The 22,545-nt window shown below is 69.8% G+C and carries 20 protein-coding genes and 1 tRNA gene; 9 read left to right on the top strand and 12 right to left on the bottom strand.

Annotation, left to right across the window (positions count from 1 at the left end):
- Positions 1 to 221: 221 nt before the first annotated feature.
- Entirely contained in the window at positions 222 to 1,292 is a 1,071-nt protein-coding gene (prfA, locus tag ABD256_RS26620) for a peptide chain release factor 1 (protein ID WP_344424490.1), read from the bottom strand.
- 89 nt (positions 1,293 to 1,381) lie between these two features.
- Positions 1,382 to 1,609: a 50S ribosomal protein L31 gene (rpmE, locus tag ABD256_RS26615; protein ID WP_344424487.1), complete on the bottom strand. Its 228-nt coding sequence runs from the start codon at positions 1,607 to 1,609 to the stop codon at positions 1,382 to 1,384.
- Positions 1,610 to 1,840: 231 nt separating this feature from the next.
- On the opposite strand from rpmE, the gene ABD256_RS26610 reads away from it, so the two are divergent.
- A complete protein-coding gene (locus ABD256_RS26610; RefSeq protein WP_344424484.1) occupies positions 1,841 to 2,374 on the top strand; it encodes a CHAP domain-containing protein in 534 nt (177 codons plus the stop codon).
- Positions 2,375 to 2,449: 75 nt separating this feature from the next.
- Here the strand turns inward: ABD256_RS26610 and rho are convergent, their stop codons facing one another.
- The 6 genes from rho to argS all read right to left on the bottom strand — a co-directional run bounded on the left by rho (position 2,450) and on the right by argS (position 11,252).
- Entirely contained in the window at positions 2,450 to 4,492 is a 2,043-nt protein-coding gene (gene rho, locus ABD256_RS26605) for a transcription termination factor Rho (RefSeq protein ID WP_344424482.1), read from the bottom strand.
- Positions 4,493 to 4,884: 392 nt separating this feature from the next.
- The gene (gene thrB / locus ABD256_RS26600; RefSeq protein ID WP_344424480.1) at positions 4,885 to 5,766 is read right to left on the bottom strand and encodes a homoserine kinase; all 882 of its coding nucleotides are present in this window, start codon (positions 5,764 to 5,766) and stop codon (positions 4,885 to 4,887) included.
- On the bottom strand, positions 5,763 to 6,809 hold the full coding sequence (thrC, locus tag ABD256_RS26595) for a threonine synthase (protein WP_344424477.1): 1,047 nt from the start codon (positions 6,807 to 6,809) through the stop codon (positions 5,763 to 5,765). Before thrC ends, thrB begins: the two co-directional genes overlap by 4 nt.
- A gap of 5 nt (positions 6,810 to 6,814) precedes the next feature.
- A complete protein-coding gene (locus ABD256_RS26590; RefSeq protein ID WP_344424863.1) occupies positions 6,815 to 8,110 on the bottom strand; it encodes a homoserine dehydrogenase in 1,296 nt (431 codons plus the stop codon).
- A 17-nt stretch (positions 8,111 to 8,127) separates the two neighbouring features.
- Positions 8,128 to 9,564 carry a diaminopimelate decarboxylase gene (gene lysA, locus ABD256_RS26585; RefSeq protein WP_344424474.1) on the bottom strand — a complete coding sequence of 479 codons (1,437 nt, stop codon included), beginning with the start codon at positions 9,562 to 9,564 and terminating at the stop codon, positions 8,128 to 8,130.
- A 32-nt stretch (positions 9,565 to 9,596) separates the two neighbouring features.
- Positions 9,597 to 11,252 carry an arginine--tRNA ligase gene (gene argS, locus ABD256_RS26580; RefSeq protein WP_344424471.1) on the bottom strand — a complete coding sequence of 552 codons (1,656 nt, stop codon included), beginning with the start codon at positions 11,250 to 11,252 and terminating at the stop codon, positions 9,597 to 9,599.
- Positions 11,253 to 11,405: 153 nt separating this feature from the next.
- On the opposite strand from argS, the gene ABD256_RS26575 reads away from it, so the two are divergent.
- Both ABD256_RS26575 and ABD256_RS26570 read left to right on the top strand, forming a co-directional pair.
- Complete coding sequence (locus tag ABD256_RS26575; protein ID WP_344424860.1) at positions 11,406 to 12,314, top strand: thioredoxin-like domain-containing protein; 909 nt, start codon at positions 11,406 to 11,408, stop codon at positions 12,312 to 12,314.
- A 123-nt stretch (positions 12,315 to 12,437) separates the two neighbouring features.
- Positions 12,438 to 13,091 (top strand): DUF305 domain-containing protein, encoded by a 654-nt coding sequence (locus tag ABD256_RS26570; protein WP_344424858.1) that lies wholly within the window; start codon positions 12,438 to 12,440, stop codon positions 13,089 to 13,091.
- Positions 13,092 to 13,094: 3 nt separating this feature from the next.
- Here the strand turns inward: ABD256_RS26570 and ABD256_RS26565 are convergent, their stop codons facing one another.
- A complete protein-coding gene (locus ABD256_RS26565) occupies positions 13,095 to 14,015 on the bottom strand; it encodes a cation diffusion facilitator family transporter (protein ID WP_344424468.1) in 921 nt (306 codons plus the stop codon).
- 203 nt (positions 14,016 to 14,218) lie between these two features.
- Between ABD256_RS26565 and ABD256_RS26560 the strand changes: the two genes are divergently transcribed.
- A tRNA-Arg gene (locus ABD256_RS26560) sits at positions 14,219 to 14,291 on the top strand.
- A 739-nt stretch (positions 14,292 to 15,030) separates the two neighbouring features.
- Here ABD256_RS26560 and ABD256_RS26555 read toward each other — a convergent pair.
- A complete protein-coding gene (locus tag ABD256_RS26555) occupies positions 15,031 to 15,978 on the bottom strand; it encodes an NAD(P)-dependent oxidoreductase (protein WP_344424464.1) in 948 nt (315 codons plus the stop codon).
- Between ABD256_RS26555 and ABD256_RS26550 the strand changes: the two genes are divergently transcribed.
- Positions 15,937 to 16,341, top strand: a complete 405-nt coding sequence (locus ABD256_RS26550; protein ID WP_344424461.1) for a MerR family transcriptional regulator — start codon at positions 15,937 to 15,939, stop codon at positions 16,339 to 16,341. The genes ABD256_RS26555 and ABD256_RS26550 overlap by 42 nt on opposite strands.
- Before the next feature lie 212 nt (positions 16,342 to 16,553).
- Positions 16,554 to 17,648, top strand: coding sequence for a VOC family protein (locus ABD256_RS26545; protein WP_344424458.1), 1,095 nt, complete (start codon positions 16,554 to 16,556; stop codon positions 17,646 to 17,648).
- Between the two features lie 86 nt (positions 17,649 to 17,734).
- Here the strand turns inward: ABD256_RS26545 and ABD256_RS26540 are convergent, their stop codons facing one another.
- Entirely contained in the window at positions 17,735 to 18,181 is a 447-nt protein-coding gene (locus ABD256_RS26540) for a DUF3574 domain-containing protein (protein WP_344424455.1), read from the bottom strand.
- 149 nt (positions 18,182 to 18,330) lie between these two features.
- On the opposite strand from ABD256_RS26540, the gene ABD256_RS26535 reads away from it, so the two are divergent.
- Positions 18,331 to 18,963, top strand: coding sequence for a TetR/AcrR family transcriptional regulator (locus tag ABD256_RS26535; RefSeq protein ID WP_344424452.1), 633 nt, complete (start codon positions 18,331 to 18,333; stop codon positions 18,961 to 18,963).
- Positions 18,956 to 20,194, top strand: a complete 1,239-nt coding sequence (locus tag ABD256_RS26530; RefSeq protein ID WP_344424449.1) for a macrolide family glycosyltransferase — start codon at positions 18,956 to 18,958, stop codon at positions 20,192 to 20,194. Before ABD256_RS26535 ends, ABD256_RS26530 begins: the two co-directional genes overlap by 8 nt.
- Here ABD256_RS26530 and ABD256_RS26525 read toward each other — a convergent pair.
- Positions 20,175 to 20,636: an SAM-dependent methyltransferase gene (locus ABD256_RS26525; protein WP_344424446.1), complete on the bottom strand. Its 462-nt coding sequence runs from the start codon at positions 20,634 to 20,636 to the stop codon at positions 20,175 to 20,177. The genes ABD256_RS26530 and ABD256_RS26525 overlap by 20 nt on opposite strands.
- A 532-nt stretch (positions 20,637 to 21,168) precedes the next feature.
- Between ABD256_RS26525 and ABD256_RS26520 the strand changes: the two genes are divergently transcribed.
- Positions 21,169 to 22,461 (top strand): ATP-binding protein, encoded by a 1,293-nt coding sequence (locus tag ABD256_RS26520; RefSeq protein WP_344424443.1) that lies wholly within the window; start codon positions 21,169 to 21,171, stop codon positions 22,459 to 22,461.
- The last annotated feature ends 84 nt before the right edge of the window (positions 22,462 to 22,545 follow it).

Below are 22,545 nucleotides of genomic sequence, written 5' to 3'. Positions count from 1 at the left end.
CCCAAGGACCCCTTCACGGCACCAGATTCCCCCAAGGACCCCTTCAGGGCGAACACTCCGAGAACACAGCGGACCCACAACGGTCACATCCACGGCATCCACGCCCGTAAAGGCCCCTTCGGGGCAGGCGCGGCGGACCTCGCGACCTCTCCAGGAGCCCCTTCAGGGGCCCAGATGCCCCGAGGGGTACCTATGGGGCATGAACGAGCCGCGAAAAGCGGTCAGCCCGCGTGTTCGGACAGCCGTTCCTCGCGGTCCGCGGTGAGCAGGGCTTCCAGCACGCCGTCGAGGTCGCCGTCCAGCACCTGGTCCAGGTTGTACGCCTTGTAGTTCACCCGGTGGTCGGCGATCCGGTTCTCGGCGAAGTTGTAGGTGCGGATCCGCTCGGAGCGGTCCACGGTGCGCACCTGCGAGCGGCGGGCGTCCGAGGCCTTCGCGGCGGCTTCCTCTTCGGCGATCGACTGCAGCCGCGCCTGCAGGACCTGCAGCGCGCGCGCCCGGTTCTGGATCTGCGACTTTTCGTTCTGGCACGACACCACGATGCCGGTCGGCAGGTGCGTGATCCGGACGGCCGAGTCGGTGGTGTTCACGCTCTGCCCGCCGGGGCCCGAGGACCGGAACACGTCGATGCGCAGGTCGTTCGGGTCGATCTCGACCTCGACGTCCTCGGGTTCCGGGTAGATCAGGACACCCGCCGCGGAGGTGTGGATGCGGCCCTGGGACTCGGTGGCGGGCACCCGCTGCACGCGGTGCACGCCGCCTTCGAACTTCAGCCTCGCCCACACGCCTTCGGGATCGGAGCCCTTCGCCTTGATGGACACCGTCGCGTCCTTGTAGCCGCCCAGGTCGGAGTCCACCGAGTCGAGCACCTCGGCCTTCCAGCCGTGGCGCTCGGCGTAGCGCAGGTACATGCGCAGCAGGTCGCCCGCGAACAGCGCGGACTCCTCGCCGCCCTCACCGGACTTGATCTCCATCACCACGTCGGACCCGTCGTAGGGGTCGCGCGGCAGCAGCAGCTCGGTCAGCTTGGCTTCCAGCACTGGGATGCGCGCGCCGATCTCCTCGGCCTCCGCGGCGAACCCGGGGTCCTCGCCTGCCAGCTCCTTGGCCGCGGCCTGGTCCTCGCGCGCCGACTCAAGCTCGCTGATCGCGTTCACCACCGGGGTCAGCTCCGCGTGCCGCCTGCCCAGCTTGCGCGCCTTGGCCTGGTCGGCGTGCACCTCCGGCTCCGCGAGCTGGCGCTCGAGATCCGCGTACTCGTCGAGCAGGCCCTTGAGCGAACTCGAATCCATGGTTCACGCCCTTCCGGCGGTGGTACCTCGGCCCTGGCACAAGAAAACGGCGCCCACCCCCGGTGCGGGAGTGGGCGCCGTCGGCGAAGCTACTTGGCGTCGGCCTTCTTCTGGCGCTTGCCGTAGCGAGCCTCGAAGCGCGCGACCCGGCCGCCGGTGTCCAGGATCTTCTGCTTGCCGGTGTAGAACGGGTGGCAGTTCGAGCAGATTTCCACGTGGATGGCGCCGGAGGTCTTGGTGCTCCGGGTGGTGAAGGTGTTGCCACAACCGCAGGTGACCTGGGTCGGCACGTACTCGGGGTGAATACCGCTCTTCATGGTGTCCTCTCTCAGGTGGCCGCCGGGTCCCCGTCAGGTGTTCGCACGAGGTGAACCGGAGCCGGACGTCAGCGGGTGATTCTGCCAGACGGGCTGGCAGTGGCGTCAACGCGCCCCCGCTGACGGGTATTCCCGTACACCCGGTCACCACGCGTGTACGGAATTTGTATCCCGCTGGGGCACGGTGTCCGGTGTCAGTGAATTGCCCACATGCACGCCAGGAGGCGGACCATGGTCAAGCACACGAAGACACTCCTCGCCCGCGCCGGGATCACCGCGTTCGCCGTGGCCGCGCTGGTCGCCGGGCCCGTCGCGAGCGCGACCGCCGCACCGGCCGCACCGGCCGCCGCGATCACCGCGTCGGACGTCAACGAGGCCGCGGGCGCGTTCAGCACCGCACCCGAAGCGGCCATCCAGGGCGCCGCTGACGGCACCCCGGCGGGCGCCATCCAGTGGTACAAGAACCACATGGGCAGTACCGGCTGGCAGGGCCTCTGCGAAAAGGCCGTGGAGAACGCCTACGGCGTCACCGGCGTCTGGGCTTCGGCCAACGCGCACTGGAACGGCGCGCCGCACCACTCCGGCGCCGCACCGCTCGGCGCGTTCGTCTACTGGAACATCAGCGCGTACGGCCACGTGGGCATCTCCGACGGCAAGGGCGGCTTCTACGCCACCAGCGTCGGCGGCAAGATCGGTCACGCCACGAGCGTGAACTACTTCAACAACTACCGCGGCTGGACGCCGGCCGCGGTCCCGAGCCGCTGATCGGCCGGAAAAGGCGATAAATGCCGAGTGGCCTTTCTCCACGGCGGAAGAAAGGCCACTCGGCATTTCGTATTACTAATCGTCGTCGGGACCCAGCGCGGTCTTCGAAACCGTCATCAGGAACTCGATGTTGGTCTTCGTCTTCCGCAGGCGCGAGATCAGCAGGTCGATGGCCTGCTGCGAATCCAGCGCGGTGAGCACCCTGGACAGCTTGTGCATCACGGCCAGCTCGTCCGGCGAGAGCAGCAGCTCCTCCTTGCGGGTGCCGGACGGGTTGACGTCGACCGCGGGGAACACCCTGCGCTCGGCGATCTTGCGGTCGAGCTTGAGCTCCGCGTTACCGGTGCCCTTGAACTCCTCGAAGATGACCGTGTCACCGGTCGAGCCGGTCTCCACCATCGCGGTGGCGAAGATCGTCAGCGAGCCGCCGTTCTCGATGTTGCGCGCCGCGCCGAGGAACCGCTTCGGCGGGAACAGCGCGGTCGAGTCGACACCACCGGACAGGATCCGGCCGGACGCCGGCGCCGCCAGGTTGTAGGCACGGCCGAGGCGGGTGATCGAGTCGAGCAGCACCACCACGTCCATGCCCATCTCCACCAGGCGCTTCGCGCGCTCGATGGAGAGTTCGGCGACCGAGGTGTGGTCTGACGGCGGCCGGTCGAAGGTGGAGGCGATGACCTCGCCCTTCACCGACCGCTGCATGTCGGTGACCTCTTCGGGGCGTTCGTCGACCAGCACCACCATCAGGTGGCACTCCGGGTTGTTCGTGGAGATCGCGTTCGCGATGTCCTGCATGATCGTGGTCTTACCGGCCTTCGGCGGCGACACGATCAGCGCGCGCTGCCCCTTGCCGACCGGCATCACCAGGTCGATCACGCGGGTGGTGAGCTTGTGCTGCTCGGTCTCCAGCCGCAGGCGCTCGTTCGGGTACAGCGGCGTCAGCTTGGTGAACTCGGGCCGCTTCTTCGCGGCGTCCGGCTCGAGGCCGTTGATGCTGTCCACCCGTACCAGCGGGTTGAACTTCTGCCGCTGCTGCTCGCCGTCGCGCGGCTGGCGCACCACACCGGTGATCGCGTCACCGCGGCGCAGACCGAACTTGCGCACCAGCGAAAGCGACACGTACACGTCGTTCGGGCCCGCGAGGTACCCGGAGGTCCGCACGAACGCGTAGTTGTCGAGCACGTCGAGGATGCCCGCGACCGGCAGCAGGACGTCGTCCTCGCGGATCTCGGTGTCCGGGCTGCCGCCCTCGCGCCCACCGCTGCCGCCACGACGACGGCGGTCGCGGAACCGGCGGCCCCTGCGGCCGCCTTCCTCGTCGTCGTCCTGGGCGCCGCCGCGGTTCTGGTCCGCGTTGCGGTTGTTCTGCTGGTTCCGCTGGTTGCGGTCGTTCCGCTCGTTCCGCTCGTTCCGGTCGTTCCGGTCGTTCTGCCGGTCGTTGCGGTCGTTCCGCTCACTGCGGTCGTTCCGCTCGTTGCGGCCACCGCCCTGCTGGTCGCCACCGCCGCGCTGACCGCGGTTGTCGGCGCCCTGCTGCTGGTTGCCACCGTCGGAACCGCCCGAACCGCCCGAAGCGCGGTTCGACCCGCGACGACGGCGGCCACCTTCGCGACGGCCGCCTTCCTCGCCGGACGAGGAGTCGGTGTTCGCGTCGGTGCGCTCGTTCGAGCGGTTTTCCTGCGGTTCCGGGGTTTCCGGCGCCTTCGCTTCGGGTGCCTTGGCCTCGGGTGCCTTCGCCGCCGGGGCCTCGCTCTTGACCTCGGCGTTCTTCGGCTCCGAGTCGTTCGCGGCCTTCGGCTCACGACGCGTGCGAGCCTTCGGCGCCTCTTCGGCCGAAATGCCCTCCAGCGGCAGCGTGTCACCGCCGGCGGCCGCCTGGCGACGCTTGGTCTTGCCCTGGCGCTCGCGAATAGCGGCGATCAGATCCCCCTTGCGCATGCCGCCGGTGTCGCCGACGCCCAGCTCGGTGGCCAGTTCACGAAGATCGGCGATGACCATTCCGGACAGTCCGCCGGACCGGCGCTTCGGCGCGGCCGCGCCGTTCGCCTGCTCCCCCGAATCGGACGCAGCTGATTCCGAGCCCTGCACTTCGCCGCTCAAAAGATCGGTGTTGCTCACACATGTCCTTCCTGACCGATCCACGCCTCCAGGTGGATCAGCGGACTGCCGCTCGCATCCGAATCGCGAGACGGCATTTTTACCGGGTCCTCCCTTACGGAAAGCCCTGCTTCCCGATGCGGACCCCTCGGCCGAGATGCAGCCACAGCGGCAGAGCCGCCAGCACGGGAGTGTGCGTGCTCCGTCCGGAGTACGCGGAATTCGGCACCGCCATATCCGCCTGCGTCGATCCGCTGACCGGTGCGGAACTGGCGGACCAACTTGAGACACCCAACCGGGAGAAGCTCCCGGGACCGGTGCCGGTGCGGAATGCGCACGGTGATCGAACGCCCCCGAGGGTAGACCCGCACGTGCCGCTGTGCAACAACCACCCCCCTCGAGGCCATCGCGTGTTATCGCACCTCAACCTTGACGCCGCCGAGGTCAATCGCCAGCTCGGCGAGGCTGAACCCGCGCGTGTCGGCCCGTTCGGGCAGCCGCCCGTCCACGGTCAGCGCCAGCACGGTCGGCCCGGCGCCGGAGACCGCCGCGGCGATTCCGTTGTCACGCAACGCATCCACCAGCGCGACGCTCTCGGGCAGCGCGGGTGCGCGGTAGTGCTGGTGCAACCGGTCCTCGGTCGCGGCGAGCAGCAGGTCGGGACGCGCGGTGAGCGCGTGCACGGCCAGCGCGGCGCGACCGGCGGTGAACGCGGCGTCGGCGTGCGGGACCGCGCCGGGCAGCAGGCCCCGCGTCGCGTCCGTCGACGACCGCAGCTCCGGGATCGCGAGCACGGGACGGATGCCGGGGTGCGGTTCGAGCCGTTCCGCGCGGAACCGCCCGTGCTCGGACCACGCGATCACGAGACCGCCCAGCAGGCTCGCCGCCGCGTTGTCGGCGTGGCCTTCGAACTCCGCCGCGAGCTGCAGCGCGTCGGCGTCCAGCGGGCGACCGGCGAGCGCGTAGCCCGCGGCGACGCCGGAGACCACCGCGGCCGCCGACGAGCCGAGGCCCCTGGCGTGCGGGATCGCGTTGCGGCAGCGCAGGTGCAGGCCGGGCGGGCGGACGTCCCAGTGCGCGCAGGCGCGCCGGATCGCCCGCGCCACGAGGTGGCTCTCGTCGGTGGGCACGTCCGCGACGCCGCCCGCGCCCGCGTCGACCACCTCGATCTTCAGCCCGTGGTCGATCGCGGTGACTTCGACCACGTCGTGCAGACCGAGCGCCATGCCCAGCGCGTCGAACCCCGGCCCGAGATTGGCCGTCGACGCGGGCACGGTGACCCGGTACGAGGTCACGAAAGCTCCAGCGCGGCGGCGACGGCGCTCGGGTCGACGGCGAGCGGCTCCACCTCGACGTTCCCTTCGAGCGCCGTCGACGGGTCCTTCAGCCCGTGGCCGGTCACCGTGCACACCACGGTGGAGCCCTTCGGGACGCGGCCGTCCGCCGCGGTCATCAACAGGCCCGCGACACTGGTCGCCGAAGCCGGTTCGACGAACACGCCTTCCTTACGCGCCAGCAGGTGGTAGGCCTCGAGGATCTTGGCGTCGGTGGCCGCGGCGAAGAGCCCGCCGCTGCCGTTCTTCGCCTTCACCGCGAGGTCCCACGAAGCCGGGCTGCCGACCCGGATCGCGGTGGCCACCGTCTCCGGCTCCGCGACCGGTTCGCCGTGCACGAGTGGCGCCGCGCCCGCGGCCTGGAAGCCGAACATGCGCGGGGTGTCCTTCACCACACCGTCGGCGGCGTATTCGGCGTACCCGGCCCAGTAGGCGCTGATGTTGCCCGCGTTGCCGACCGGGAGGCAGTGAATGTCCGGCGCCTCGCCGAGTGCGTCGCAGATCTCCCACGCCGCGGTCTTCTGGCCGATCAGCCGGACCGGGTTCACCGAGTTCACCAGCGTCACCGGGTAGTCGGCCGCGGTCTTGCGCGCGAGCTCGAGGCAGTCGTCGAAGTTGCCGTCGACCTGCAGGATCCTGGCGCCGTGCACGACCGCCTGCGCCATCTTGCCGAGCGCGATCTTGCCCTGGGGCACCAGCACGGCCGAGGTGAGCCCGGCGCGTGCGGCGTAAGCCGACGCCGACGCCGAGGTGTTGCCGGTGGACGCGCAGATCACCGCCTTGAGGCCGCTCGCGAGCGCGTGCGTGATCGCCACGGTCATCCCGCGGTCCTTGAACGAGCCGGTGGGGTTCGCGCCCTCCACCTTCAGGTACACCGTGCAGCCGGTCAGCCCCGACAGGTGCGGCGCGGGAAGCAGCGGGGTGTTCCCCTCGCCGAGGGTGACGATCCTCGCGCCCTCGGGGATCGGGATCCGGTCAGGGTAGGCCTCGATGATGCCGGTCATCGCCGTCAGTCCTCGCCTTCCACGCGCATCACGCTGACGACCTCGCGCACGACGTCCAGCTTTCCGATCTCGTCCACGGTCGCCTGCAGCGCCGCGTCCTGCGCCAGGTGCGTCACGATCACCAGGCTCGCCGTCGAGTGCTTGTCGCGCTGGCGGACCGTCGCGATGCTCACGTCGTGCGCGGCGAAGACCTGCGCGACCTGCGCGAGCACGCCCGCGCGATCGGCGACGTCGAGGCTGATGTGGTACCTGGTCGGGGTCTGGCCCATCGGCCGCACCCGCAGCCCGGCGTGCGCGCTCTCGCGCGGGCCGCGCCCGCCGACCACCCGGTTGCGCGCCACCGCGACCAGGTCGCCGAGCACCGCGCTCGCGGTCGGCGACCCGCCGGCGCCCTGGCCGTAGAACATCAGCTCGCCCGCCGCGTCGGCCTCGACGTAGACCGCGTTGAACGCGCCGCCGACGCCGGCGAGCTGGTGCGACCGCGGGATCATCACCGGGTGCACCCGCGCCGAGACGGACTCGGTGCCGTCCTCGCTCGTCACGCGTTCGCAGATGGCGAGCAGTTTCACCGTGCGGCCAAGGAGTTTCGCCGCCCCGATGTCCGACGCGGTGACGCCCGCGATGCCCTCGCGGTGCACGTCGGAGGCGGTGACCCTGGTGTGGAAGGCGAGCGAGGCGAGGATCGCGGCCTTCGACGCCGCGTCGTAGCCGTCGACGTCGGCGGTCGGATCGGCCTCGGCGTACCCGAGCCTGCTGGCCTCGTCGAGCGTCTCGGCGTAGCCTGCGCCCGTCGAGTCCATTGCGGACAGGATGAAGTTGGTGGTGCCGTTGACGATTCCCATCACCCTGGTGATGCGGTCACCGGCGAGCGACTCGCGCAGCGGCCGCAGCAGCGGGATCGCCCCGGCAACCGAGGCTTCGAAGTAGAGGTCCGCGCCGGAGGCGTCCGCCGCCTCGGCGAGTTCGGCGGTGTGCTCGGCGAGCAGCGCCTTGTTCGCCGTGACGACCGATTTTCCCCTGCGCAGCGCGGAAAGCAGCCATTCGAGCGTCGGCTCGATCCCGCCGACCAGTTCGACCACGACGTCCACATCGGACTCGACGAGCGCTGCCGCGTCCGCGGTCAGCAGGTGCGCGGGGAGTTCGGGGTGCTTGTCGGGGCGGCGGACCGCGATCCCGGCCAGCTCGACCGGCGCGCCCGCCCGCGCGGCGAACTCGTCGGCCTGCTCGGTGAGCAGCCTCGCCACCTCGCTGCCGACCGTGCCGCAGCCGAGCAGCGCGACCCTGAGCGCGCGCCCGTCCACCGTCGCTGGGGAGCCGCTCACGAAACCTCCAGGCGCAACATGTCCTCCGTCGTCTCCCGCCTCAGCAGCACGCGCGCGCTGCCGTTGCGCACCGCGACCACCGCCGGCTTCGGCTGCCGGTTGTAGCCGCTCGCCATCGAGTAGCAGTAGGCGCCCGTCGCGGCGACCGCGACCAGGTCACCGGGAGCAAGGGTGTCGGGAAGCCAGCAGTCGCGGACCACGATGTCACCGGACTCACAGTGTTTTCCCACCACTCGGGACAACGCGGCCGCCACGGGCTGCGAACCGTCGTCGTCGCTCGCGCGCGAGACCAGCCGGACGTCGTACACCGCGTCGTAGAGCGCGGTGCGGATGTTGTCGCTCATCCCGCCGTCGACGCTGACGTAGCGGCGCACCGCGTTGTCGCCGAGCGAGACGTCCTTGATGGTGCCGACCTCGTAGAGCGTGACGGTGCCGGGCCCGGCGATCGCGCGGCCGGGCTCGCCCGCGATCTTCGGCACCGGCAGGCCGGCGAACTCGCACTCCTTGCGGACCATCTCCCTGATCTGGGTGATCATCTGCGCCGGCGGCGGCGGGTTGTCCTTGTCGGTGTAGGCGATCCCGAACCCGCCACCGAGGTCCACAATGGACATCTGCTCGAGCAGACCGGAACCGTGCTCCTTGCCGATCTCGGCGAGCAGGCCGACGACGCGGCGCGCGGCGACCTCGAAGCCGTCCGCGTCGAAGATCTGCGAGCCGATGTGGCTGTGCAGGCCGACCAGCCGCAGCGAAGACACGTTGAGCACGCGGCGCACCGCCTCGGCGGCGTCACCGGAGGCGAGCGAGAACCCGAACTTCTGGTCCTCGTGCGCGGTGGCGATGAACTCGTGCGTGTGCGCCTCGACGCCGACCGTCACCCTGATCAGCACGTTCTGCACGACGTCGCGCTTCGCGGCCACGTCGGCGAGCCTGGCGATCTCGTAGAACGAGTCGACCACCACCGTGCCGACGCCCGCCCCGACCGCGGTTTCCAGCTCCTCGACCGACTTGTTGTTGCCGTGGAAGGTGATCCGCTCGACCGGGAAGTCCGCGCGAAGGGCGATCGCCAGTTCGCCGCCGCTGCAGACGTCGAGGCTCAGGCCCTGCCCGGCCACCCAGCGGGCGATCTCCGTGGACAGGAACGCCTTCGACGCGTAGTGCACGAGCGACGGATCGTCGAACGCCTCGGCGTACTCCGCGCAGCGCGACTTGAAGTCGGCCTCGTCGACGACGAACAGCGGCGTGCCGAAGGTCTCGGCCAGCTCGCGCACGTCGACACCGGCGATGCGCACCACACCGTCCGGCGCGCGATAGGTGTTGCGGGGCCAGACCTTCGGGTACAGCCGGTCGAGTTCCGCCGCGCTCGAAGGCGGGAAGCCCGCCGTGTCGACGTGCTGGTGGACGTCGGCGTACCGCGGACCCGCGGGGTGAGCCATGGAGAATTCCCCTATTCAGACGAGTGGGCGGGCTACATCCGCTCCGGCGCGGAAACGCCGAGCAGGGCGAGGCCGTTGGCGAACACCTGGCGCGCGGCGTCGCACAGGGTCAGCCGCGCGTGGGTGAGCGGCGTCGCCTCCTCGTCGCCCTGCGGCAGCACGCGCGCCACGTCGTAGAACTTGTGGTAAGCGGCGGCCAAGCCTTCCAGGTAGCGCGCGACGCGGTGCGGTTCCCGCAGTTCGGCGGCGCGCTTGAGCACGGTCGGGAACTCTCCGATGGTGCGGATCAGCTCCCCTTCGCGCTGGTGGGTGAGCAGGCCGAGATCGGCGTCCGGATCGGACTTGATGCCGAGATCGGCGGCGTTGCGGCTCAGCGAGCACAGCCGCGCGTGCGCGTACTGGACGTAGTACACGGGATTGTCGTTGGTGTGCTTGCGAAGCAGATCGAGGTCGATGTCCAAAGTGGAGTCGACGGAGTACCGCGTCAGCTCGTAGCGCGCGGCGTCCACGCCGACCGCCTCGACCAGGTCCTCCATCGTGATCACGGTGCCCGCGCGCTTGCTCATCCGCACCGGCTTGCCGTCGCTGACCAGGTTGACCATCTGCCCGATCAGCACCTCGACCAGATCGGGGTCGTCGCCCATCGCGGCCGCGGCCGCCTTCAGCCGCGCGATGTAGCCGTGGTGGTCCGCGCCCAGCATGTACAGGCACAGGTCGAACCCGCGCTTCAGCTTGTCCTGCAGGTAGGCGATGTCACCGGCGATGTAGGCGGGGTTGCCGTCGTTCTTGATGACGACGCGGTCCTTGTCGTCGCCGTAGCCGCTGGTCCGCAGCCACCACGCGCCGTCTTCGAGGTAGAGCTTGTCGTTGTCCTTCAGGTACTGGACGGCCTTTTCGACCTCGCCGGAGGCGTGCAGCGAGTCCTCGTGGAAGAACACGTCGAAATCGGTGCCGAAATCGTGCAGGCTCTGCTTGATCTCGGTGAACATCAGCTCGACGCCGATCTTGCGGAACGCCTCGTGCCGCTCGGCCTCGTCCAGCGAGAGCGCGCTCGGCTCCTGGCGCAGCACCTCGGCCGCGATGTCGGTGATGTAGCCGCCCGCGTAACCGTCCTCCGGCGCGGGCTCGCCCTTCGCCGCGGCGATCAGCGAGCGGACGAAGCGGTCGATCTGCGCGCCGGCGTCGTTGAAGTAGTACTCCCGGGTCACTTCGCCGCCCTGCGCGGACAGGATGCGGCCGAGCGCGTCGCCGACCGCGGCCCAGCGCGTGCCGCCGAGGTGGATCGGGCCGGTCGGGTTCGCCGAGACGAACTCGAGGTTGATCTTGCGCCCGGCCAGCAGGTCGCCGCGGCCGTAGGCGGCACCGGCGGCGAGCACCCGGCGGACCTGCTCGCCCTGCGCGTCCGCGGCGAGCCGGAGGTTCAGGAAACCGGGGCCCGCGACCTCGGCCGCGGTGATGCCGTCGGTGGCCGCGAGGCGCTCCGCCAGCGCGTCGGCGAAGTCCCGCGGCTTGAGGCCGACCTTCTTCGCCACTTGGAGCGCCAGGTTGGTCGCGTAGTCGCCGTGCTCGGGGTTGCGGGGACGCTCGATGGTGACGGCCGCGGGCAGCGCGGCGTGTTCGAGACCGCGCGCGTCGAGAACCTCGACTGCGGCGGAACGGACCAGGTCAGCAAGGGCGTCGGGAGTCACCTGACCAAGTCTATGGTCCGGGTCGAGCCAGTTCTCACCCCGCCCGGCGCAGCACTCCCATCAGGTGTTCGTCAGGTGTTGACGTGCGCCTGACACGCGGTCCTTACACTGGCACCCCGAGCAGATCACGTGTCCTCGAAGAATGCGGGAGCCATGGCCAGCGGCACGAAGAAGACAGGGACGCCGAAGAAGGTGTCCAAGGCGACCCGCAGCACCTCGGTGGTGAGCAAGAAGGGTCCGCCGTGGGGCACCATCGTCGCCGTGGTCGGCGTGGTGGCGCTACTCGCGTCGGTGCTCATCTACTACTACGTGAACACCGCCGACAAGCGCGAGCAGAAGTCCCGCGACGAGGCCGCGGCCGCGTTCAAGCCGTCGCAGGAGAACCCGGACCCGTCGCTGAAGATCCCGGGCATCGTGACCGCGCAGTACCAGGGCAGCGTGCACCTCAAGCCGACCGAGCGCGTCGCCTACGACAAGACGCCGCCCTTCGGCGGCCCGCACGACAGCTACTGGGCCACCTGCACCGGCATCGTCTACCCGAACGCGGTGCGCACCGAGAACATGGTGCACTCGCTCGAGCACGGCGCCGTGTGGATCGCCTACAACCCGCAGCAGGTCACCGGTGAAGCGGTGAACAAGCTCAAGGCCCGCGCGGACGGCAAGCAGTACACGATGATGTCGCCCTACCCCGGCCTCGACAAGCCGATCTCGCTGCAGGCGTGGGGGCACCAGCTGAAGGTCGACTCTCCCGACGACGAGCGCATCGACCAGTTCGTCGCGGCGCTGCGCCAGAACAACAACACCTATCCGGAGACCGGCGCGAGCTGCGACGCGATGGGCCCCGGCGCGTTCGACCCGAGCAATCCGCCGCCGTTCGACCCGACGCCGCCGGGCAAGGACGCGAAGCCGATGGACTACAAGGGTTCACCGGACGCGCAGGGCGAGCAGCAGCCGGGCCAGATGCCGGGTCAGCAACCCGGCCAGCCGGGCCAGCCCGGCCAGCCGCAGGTGCCGACCGGACCGGCCGCGCCGCCCGCCGCCCCGCCGAAGACCGGGGGCTGACCCGGTTTGACCGCTACGGACACCGGGCCCGACGAGCCCGTCAAAGGCACCCGAGGCACCCGAGGCACCCGAGGCACCGAAGAGGCCGCCGGTGCGCCCGAGCGCCCGGCGTGGTCGCGCACGGTGATCATCGGGGCCGCGATCGTCGCGGTCCTGCTGGTCGGCGCGACCGTCGGCCTGCTGCTGAGCCAGTCGCTGCAGGACGACTCGCCCGCCACGCCCAGCGCGGACTCGGTCGAGGTCGGCTTCGCACAGGACATGTCGACGCACCACGTCCAGGCCGTCACGATGGCGAACTGGGCGCGCGACCACTCGACCGACCCCGAGGTGCGCAACCTCGCGTTCGACATCGAGACGACGCAGAACGAACAGGTCGGCCGCATGAAGGGCTGGCTCATGCTGTGGGACCAGCCGGAGCAGGCCATCGGCAACACGATGAAGTGGATGTCCGGCGGCGAGATGAGCGGGCACGGCGGCATGAGCATGCCGTCCAGCGGTGACGGCGTCCCGGTGACCCAGATGCCCGGCATGGCCTCCTCGGCCGAGTTGGAGAAGCTGCGCTCGCTCACCGGCAAGGCGCTCGACGTCGAGTTCCTGCAGCTGATGCTGCGCCACCACCAGGGCGGCACGCCGATGGCGACCTACGCGCAGGAGCGCACCAACCTGCCCGCGCTGAAGACGCTGACCGGCAACATCCTGAAGTCGCAGGGCGCCGAGATCACCGTCATGACCCAGATGCTGGCCGAGCGCGGCGCCAAGCCGCTGCCCGCGCCCTGACCGTCACCAGGACAGCTCGCCGCACCGCTTCGCCGACTCGCCCGGTTCCACCTGCAAGGTGGCGTGGTCGATGCGGTACCGGGTGGCGAGCACGTCCTGCGCGGCCACCAGCACGACCGACGGCTCGGCGCCCGCGTCCAGCGTCAGGTGCGCCGAGGCGACCTCCATGCCCGAGGTGAGCGTCCAGACGTGCAGGTCGTGCACGTCGGTGACGCCGGGCAGCGCGGCGAGATCGGTGTTGATCTCGCTGACGTCGACGTCGATCGGGGCGTGCTGGAAGAGGATCCGCAGCGCCCGGCGCGCGAGCGCGTAGGTGCGCGGCAGCACGAACAGCCCGATCGCGACCCCGATGATCGGGTCCGCGTAGCGCCAGCCCGTGGTGAGCGTGATCGCGCCGCTGATCAGCACCCCGACCGAGCCGATGAGATCGGCGAGGACCTCGAGGTAGGCGCCGCGGACGTTGATGCTTTCCTCCGCGCCGGAACGCAGGAGCGAGAACGAAACCAGGTTCGCGACCAGCCCGGCGGCCGCGGCGAGCAGCACCGGCAGCCCCGGCACCTCCGGCGGGTTGGCGAACCGGTCGATCGCCTCGTAGACCACGTACCCGGCCACCCCGAACAGCAGCACCGCGTTCGCGAGCGCGGCCAGCACCTCGGCGCGGTAGACCCCGAACGTGCGGCTGAACGTGGGGCCGCTGCGCTTGGCGAGCACGATCGCGGCCAGCGCCATGCCGACGCCGAGCACGTCGGTGAGCATGTGCGCGGCGTCCGACAGGAGCGCCAGCGAGGACGTGGTGAGCCCGACGACGAACTCCAGCACCATGAACGCCGCGCCGATCGCCAGCGCCGCCGTCAGCTTGCGGACGTGCTTGCCCGACGCGCTGCCCTGCTGTGCCGCGATCCCGTGGCCGTGTCCGTGACCCATCAGTCGCCCTCCGTCCGACACGAGGGAATATATAGTGACATGCGCATGTATGCAACAGAGGGGAGCCTAACCTTGGTCAAGATACCGCTTCCGGCCCCGCCAACGGTTCCCCCGAGCGGGTACCTCGACGCGATCCGGGTTACTCCAACCCCCCGTAAACCCGTTGCCGCCGTGCGCTAGTCTTCTGAGAGTCGCGCAAGCGCGCCCTCGTAGCTCAGGGGATAGAGCACTGCCCTCCGGAGGCAGGTGTCGCAGGTTCGAATCCTGCCGAGGGCACACTGGTCAAGCCCTCCTTTCGATCGAGAGAGGAGGCAGCGTGGTGCCGCTCGTGGTGCGAATGGCTCTGGCGCCTGCCCCATGACCGTTCGGGCAAGTACGTACGTCCCCGTCCGGCGTCGCCCAAGAGGGCGAATTGAGGCACTGTCTAGCGGGACCCAATGCCGAGAAGCAGGCCGAGCACGCGCTGCGGCAGCTGGTTGTTCAGGTTGACGAGGGAACCCACCCGCAGACCAGTGCCACCATCTCGAAGATCCTCGACGAGGAAATCAAATACATGAAGGTGGTCGAGAGCGCTCGACGCACTCTCAAGCGCCACGCGAATAGTCACATTTTGCCGCTGATCGGCAATATCCCCGGGCGATCACTCGACACTGAAGAGCCGGATCGATATTGCGCCGAACTCCGCTGCCGACACCATTGCGAGAGCCCTTACACTCAGCGCCGAACAAATCGACGGCATACTTGCGACGGCCGCTGCGGTCCCCCACGTCTGCACCTCTCTCGAAGACTGGACGATCCGGAAGATTCATTCTTCCTGTCCAAAGCGTTCGAACGCGCACGGTGCCGCAAATGGGTGAACACTAATCCTATGGCACTCGCGCCGCCGGTGGTGACGATGCGCAGAAGGCCCGCACCGAGCCGGTGCCGGACGTGCACCTGCGCCCGATCCAGTCCCGGCGGGACCGAATAGTGGTTGCCGCGAAAGGAACCAGTTCCTGCGCGGTCACCACCCGGGTCACGTCGAACTCGGCGGGGAACGCCACCCGCAGCAGCTCGGCTTCAGGCAGCGGGGTTGCTGGGTGGTGGTTGGTCGAGTGCCGGGCGGCGGATTCCGGTGTGGGGATCGGTCAGTCGTCGCGGGTTTGCGGAACTCTTCGATCAGCACGGGGTACTGCTCCCCACCGTGCCCGGCGGCGATCGAGCGATCGGCCATCGCCTTGATCAACTTGGGCAGCTCGGCGTTGACGCCCACCGCTTCGCTCTCCTCGATGAGGTGTGCCATCGCCCGTGCGTCGGTCTCCAGGGCCGATACCTCCGCCGGGAAGGAGCCGCTGTCGATCTGCCCGGCATACCCGGGTAGCCATCCGGCCACCGTGGCGGCGATCTGCCGCGCGAACGGCGCATACGTCGCGGCGTCGACACCGGCCGTCCCGAGCAGGGCGGTGCCCTGGAGCCAGGCGTTCAGCACGCTCCACATCATGGCCAGGCCCGCCACGTCGTACAGGGACGCCAGCCCGTGGTCCGCACCGAGGTAGGTGCTGGTGCCGAGCGCGTCGAGTGCCGACTTGTGCGCCTCGAAGTCCGGCTGCGGCCCGCTGTGCAGAATCACCGCCTCGGCGGTCCCGATCGCCGGCGGGACGGCCATGATGGCGCCGTCCAGGTAACGGGCGCCGCGCTGCCCGGCCCACTGGGCGGTCTGGCGGTCGTGGGCCGAGTCGTCCGAGGTCAGGTTGATCAACAGCGTGCCGTCCAGTTCGGCATCGCTCGCGCCGAGCAGCTCGTGCACGGCCTGGTAGTCGGTGAGGCAGACGATCGTCAGGGCACCTGCCTGGAGCGCGTCGCCCACCGTTGGCGCCGGCCGCGCACCCTCGGCCACCAGCGGGTCGGCCTTGGCGGCCGTACGGTTCCATACGGTGGTGGGATGCCCGGCTTTCAGGAACGCGCCGGCAAGTGCCCGGCCCATCAGTTGCGCTACTACGAGGCCCAGGGCCTGCTGGAGGCGGACCGCGGCGCGAACGGTTACCGCGAGTACGACGAGGACGCCGTGCTGCGGGTGAAGCAGATCCGGCACCTCCTTGGTGCCGGCCTGTCCTCCGAGGACATCTCGTACCTGCTGCCCTGTGCGGCCGGAGAGGTCCCGGAGCTGCTCGGGTGTCCCGAGTTGCTGGCCGCGATGCGGTCACGGCTGCAGCGACTGGACGAGCGGATGGACCGGCTCGCGCAATCCCGCGGCGCTCTTGCCGACTACATCGTTGCGGCCGAAAAAACGGGCGGCGAAAGCCATCCACCCTTCGACGGTGCCGAGCCGGAGCCCGTCACCGCCTGAACAGCCAGGGTCCGCCTCGTCCAAGCGTTATCGCGGCAAGCCCGAACAACGCAATTGGCGAGCACTGCGATTCCGCAGGGCGTTTTCTCCTTTGTCTCACGGCGATGCCGCCTTAGCTGACCCTGCCCCTTGGTGCACAGATTCGTTCCGAAATGTCCCATGCCGTCGCCCGGCGCTACCGTCGGCAAGCGGCTGTGGCTAAAGAGGGGCCTATGAGTGCGCAAGTCCCCGTAGCGGCGGCCGAGTGGACCGTGTTCCTGCGTGGCTACAGTTCGAAATTCCTGGACGACTCGAGTTTGTTGCGCGCGTTCGAGGAGAACGGCGCCGGAGAGTTCGTCAGGAGCCACGTCCAGCGTGAGGGCTGGATCGGCTATGAGCCGGTCAGTGCGGACGCTGTTGTCGCTGTTGAAGAGCGGCTTGGCACTCGACTGCCCCCGACGTACCGGAACTTCCTGTTGGCCAGCAACGGCTTTGGCTATGTCGCCGATGTCGATCTGCTCAACGTGGACGAGATCGGGTGGCTTTCCGAACGCGACCCGGACCTCGTGGAAGCGTGGAGCTCCGCTCTTGACGACAGTGAGCGCCAGATGCTCGAGCGGAGCTTGTTGATCGCACAGGACGACGGCGGGCCCGGCGTCCACTGGCTGCTGCATCCCGGCGACGCGGCGGAAGACGGCGAGTGGGCCGCGTACGAGTGGTTTACCGGTGACGGCAGCCGCCCCGGTGATGATCGTTACGACAGCTTTGGTGCGCTGATGGTGCAGGCGACTCAGCGATTGGACACCGATCCGGCTGAGCAGGAACAAACCGACTCTCCCGCGCACGCGGATCGTGGCGTCCACTGTGCCCAACCGGACTCGCCACGGCACTCGGCGCCGTTTGACCGCACTCGTCAGGTGGCGTCCGGAAGGATCAGTCCCGTGCACATCGACCGGCTCGACCATCTGACTCTGACCGTCGTGGATCAGGACGCCACGATCGACTTCTATACACGGGTGCTGGGCATGGAGGCGGTCGTTTTCGGCGAGGGCCGCACGGCGCTCGCCTTCGGCGATAACAGGATCGGCCTGCGAGTCGCCGGACAGGACACCGAAGACGCCACGGCCGCCAGTCCTGGTCCGGGCACCGCCGAGTTGTGCTTCGTCGTGGACGAACCCGTGCTGCTCCTGATCGACAAGCTCGGAGAGCAGGGGGTGGGCATCGAGGCGGGCCCCGCCCGCAGTACCGGTGCACGCGGCACGATTTACAGCCTCCATCTGCGTGACCCCGACGGGAACCTGATCAAGCTGAGCAACTACCTCGACTGAACGGCCTTATTCGCCATCGAGCGGACTGCTCCAGATTCCGCATGACTTCCCGGTTCGAGCGCTTCTGGGCCGACCCGCCGTGCCCGCTAGAACGAAACCCGTTGCGTGTCGTCCACCCTGGCCACCGAGTCCTGGTCGAAGAACTTCCGGTAGTCGGCGCGGATCTCTTCGATTTCGCCATTGGCCTTCTGGTCGCTCGGCGGGTAGAACAGCACGATCACGTAGGTAGCTTCCTTGACGATTTCCGCGCCGCGCTTCCACTGGCCCGTGGCCGTGAACCGGGTCAGGCCGTCCGGGAAGGCGGGGGTGATCTCCTTGTCCACGAAGTTCTCGAAGTCCTCCGGGGTGACCACCCCACCCGTCGGCTTCTCGGTGCCGAAATACAGTTCCGTCCGCTTGGCCGGAGTCCCGGCCGCTTGCCCGGCGGCGGGCTCGGTGCCCGGCGAGATGGCCGAAGCGGAGGCGACACCGCCGCCCAGCCCGATCACCAAGGCGGTGGCGGCGGCGAACGCGGTCCTTCGCGACTTCTCCATGGCGGTCCCCTTTCCTTGCCTCCAACGGAAACTACGGGATCTCTTCGCCGCCGCGAAGAACCCGTTCGGCGGTCACCCGGTCACCCGGATCGGTGATCCACATCCCATGGCTAGTTACAATACAATGCAGGTCTGTATTGTAACTAGCCATGGGATTGGATGACGACACGCGGGCCGCCCGGCCCCCCGGCAGACCGCGCAACGCGCGGGCGGACGAGGCGATCCTCACCGCGGCGATCGACCTGCTGCTCGAACGGGGCGTCAGCCAGGTCAGCGTCGAGCAGGTGGCGCGGCTCGCCGGGGTCACGCGCGCCACGGTCTACCGCCGCTTCCCGAACCTGACCGCGTTGCTGGTCGGTGCGATCGAGTGGGAGTACCGCGACGCGGACGACGCCGCACCGGACTGGCCGGACGTCGAGGCCATGGTCGCGAGCTGGGCGGCGCAGCTGGGCAGTCCCCGCGACCGGAAGCTGATGCGCCGCCTGTACGCGACGGTGGACGACTACCCGGAGCTGCTCCAGGCCTACGCGGACGCGCGCGGTCACCGGGGGGCCGAGTCGGTGCGCGCCACCCTTGACCGGGCCCGGCGCGACGGCAGGCTGCCTTCGCACGTGGATCCCGTTGTCCTGCAACAGATCCTCGGCGGCGCCGCACTGCTCTACGTGAGCGTCCACCCCGACACCAGCGGCGAAGACGCGATCGAGGCGTACTTCACCGACGTTCTCCGGCAAGCCGGCTACCGGCCGGCCGCAGCGCATGAAGGAGTGCAAGACGATGACTGACTCGAACCGGATCGTGGTGGCGGGAATGCCCGCCGCCGGCCACGTCAACCCGAGCCTGCCGATCGTGCGCGAGCTGACGCGCCGCGGCTTCGAGGTCACCTACTACACCGGCGAGGAGTTCCGGGCGCCGGTCGAGGACGCCGGCTGCGAATTCCGCGGCTATCCGGCGAACACTATCGGCCCGGCCGACATCGCCGAGGCCACCCGCACCGGCGGACCCGTCAAGGTGGTGGCCAAGGTGCTGAAGGCCACCGAATCGCTGCTGCCGCTCCTCCAGTCCGATTTGGACACTCGGCGCCCGGCCGCGCTGGCGTTCGACTCCAACGCGCTGTGGGGCCGGATGGCCGCGGCGAGCCTCGACCTGCCGATGATCTCGCTGATGACGACCATGCTGGTCGGCGGCAAGGCCATGGCCCGCCTGAACGCGCGCGAATGGGCCCACTTCCTCGGCGAGGCCGTTCCCGGTGTGCCCGCGGCGTGGTCGGGGAAGCGCCGCGTGGTGCGGCGCTTCGGCAAGCGGGCGTACCCGCCCTCGCCGACCCTGCCGATGCGGGGCGACCTGACGATCTTCCCGGTGCCGCGCTGGATGCAGTCGGCCGATCCGCGGATCGACGGCGGCTGCCACTACGTCGGGCCGACTATCCGCCCGCAGAGCGAGGACGCGCCGCTCGACGACGAGCTGGCCGCCTTCGCGGACGGCTCCGAACCGTTGGTACTGGTGTCCTTGGGCACCCTGCACGCCGGTAGCGACGCGTTCTTCCACGCCTGTTTCGAGGCGCTGGGCGAGCTGCCCGCACGGGTGCTGCTCGCGGTCGGTTCGCACACCGATCCGGCGCGGCTGGGGCAGGCCCCGGCGAACACGCTCGTCCGGTCCTCGGTGCCACAGCTCGAAGTGCTGCGGCGCGCCGCCGTGTTCGTCACGCACGGCGGGATGAACAGCGCGCTGGAAGGGCTGGCCTGCGGGGTGCCGCTGGTCGTGGTCCCGCAGCAGATCGAACAGCTGGTCATCGGCGAGGCGGTGGCCGGCCGCGGCGCCGGGGTCGTGCTGCGGCACAACCTGTCCGACCGGCCGGTACCGGTCGCGGAACTGCGCGCCGCCGTCGAAAACGCCCTGACCGGCCCGGCCCAGCGCGAAGCGGCGCAGACGATCGGCGCCTCCCTCAGCGAGGAGGGCGGAGCGGCCGCGGCGGCGACCGCCATCCAGGACCACCTCAAGACCGCGACCGGGTGACGGTGACGCCGCCGCCCGGCTGCCAGGGCTTCAGCCCGCGGGCGGCGCGGCCAGCACCGTGCACGGAACGGCGGCGAGCAGAAGCGAACCGGGTCGCGAAGGCGACTGCGCATACCGCGGTGTCCGGCTCTATGCCGAGCTTGACGAACGCGGTGGCCTCCCAGACGGAGAAGCCGAAGAACGGCTCGATGGTGAGATCGGCCCAGATACCGTCGAAACAGGACACCGCGTTCGTGACGTGCACGGTGAGCCCGCGGCGCCTCCTCCAGGATCCGGTGCGGCACGAGCGCGCCGACCGTGGAGCCGCCCCCGGTGGCCAGCGCGAGGTCCAGCCATTGGTCCACTCCTGGTCCAACGTCCGGGTCGGCGCCTTCGCTTCGGTCGGGCGCGCGGTGAGGTGCTCGACGAGTTGCCTTGCGTCGTAAGGGTTTCCGGTCGCCATCAGCTGCTTGAACGAATCCCGGCGCGGCGACACCGGCCGCGGCAGGCGCGCGGGGAACGGAGCACGTCATTCCGTCCACAGTGGACCAAAGTCGCGGGTCCCGGTCCCGGACGGGAATGGCCCGTGCGCACCTCCGCGCTCGCGGCCCCCTCGGCTGCGCCGAACGTCCGGTCACACACCGGAGTCGTCAAGGCCGGCCCACTGCGCCATTCGTGGGAACCGCACGGTACGCGCCACAGTTCATGACCATTCGCCCCTCGGCCTGGACAAGCCGTGGGTTCGCACCGATATCATCGGGCCGGTGACCCGACTGAACCCCCCGACGAAGGCGTGCACCGCGCCCCACCCGGCACGAGGTGTCCACCCTCTCCCACCACCCGCGCCTTTCCCGCTCGTGTTTCCTGCCGAGGTCTCGCGCGCCTGACCCCGGTCTTCGAAGGAAACCGGGGGCCTGAACCGAGCGAGTTCGCGCGCTCGCGGGATTTCGCGCCCGCAGCCGGGTTCGCCGCTCGCATTTCGACCATGAGGATTTATGGATCAACCGCTCTTGATCGTCGCCGTCTCCGTCCTGCTCGTCGTCGCGGTGCTGCTGGTGGTACTGCTGGTGCGCCAGCGCGGTATCACCGCGCGGGCACGCGCGATGACCGACGCACTGCACCACGAACTGCGCGCCCATCAGGCTGAACAGGAGCACCTGACGCGGAGCAGGCTGCCCTCGCTCATCGAGTCGATCGCCGATCCGGCGGTGTCCGTGCCGGGGCCGTTGGCGCCGGGGAACGGCGATCCGCACGGTGTCGTGCTGTCGATGGTCGCCGACTACGTGCGGCAGGCGAGGTCCGGCGCCGCGCAGGCGGCCGCGTCGACGCTGAAGGCGATGATGCGCTCGGTCCAGAACCTGGCCAACGAGCAGCAGGTCGCGATCTCGGAAGCCGAGCAGCGCCACGACGACCCGGCGGTGCTCGCCGACCTGCTGAAGATCGACCACGCGAACTCCCAGCTCGCGCGGCGCGCGCAGGCCACCGCGGTGCTGTGCGGGTCGTGGCCAGGCCAGCAGCGTTCGGCGTCCACCCTGACCGACGTGGCGCGGGGCGCGACCTCGCGGATCCGGGACTTCCCGCGGGTGGCGATCCCCGCGACCTCGGACACCGCGGTGGTCAGCCGCGCGGTGGAGCCGGTGGTACTCGCGGTGGCGGAGCTGCTCGACAACGGCGCCAGGCACTCGCAGCCGGGTTCGAAGGTCGAGGTCAACTTCCAGCAGGCGCACAACGGCCTCGCGATCGTCATCGACGACGCCGGTGTCGGCATGACGGTGGAGGCGGTGCAGCGCGCGACATGGCTGCTGGCCCAGCGGGGCGCGCAGGACATCGCGGGCCTCGGCGACCCGCCGCGGATCGGGTTCGCGGTCATCGGCATCCTGGCCGCCCGCTACGGCTTCTCGGTTTCGGTGGACACGCGGTCGCCCTACGGCGGTGTCCGCGCGGTGGTGTTCCTGCCCAGCGAACTGCTCACCAGGGAAAGCGCGCCGAGCAAGATCACCACACCGGTCTCGCGGGTGCTGGAGCCCGGCCGGCAGGACCAGCCGCCGGAGCGGGAACCGGCCGAGGCCAAGGCGACCGCCCCCGCCGAAGACCTCGGCAGGACCGAGAACGGGCTGCCGAGGCGCAGGCGGCGCGCGCCCGCCGCGGAGTTCGCTCCGCCGCCACCCGCCCGCGCGGAACCCGCGGCCACGCAGACCCCGGCCACCCTGGCGGCGTGGCAGCGCGGCACCCGTGCCGGCCGGGAAACCACGCCCGCTCCCGCAGATTTCGAAAGGGACACTCAGTGACCGATCCGTCCAACAAGCTCGGGTGGATGCTCGACGACGCCCTGCAGATGCCCGAGACGCTCTACGCGGTGCTGCTCTCGGCCG

It is taken from the genome of Amycolatopsis minnesotensis (assembly GCF_039529815.1).
Lineage (GTDB): Bacteria > Actinomycetota > Actinomycetes > Mycobacteriales > Pseudonocardiaceae > Amycolatopsis > Amycolatopsis minnesotensis.
Note: the sequence above shows the minus strand (reverse complement) of the source record. Positions and strands in the feature narration are given on the sequence as shown.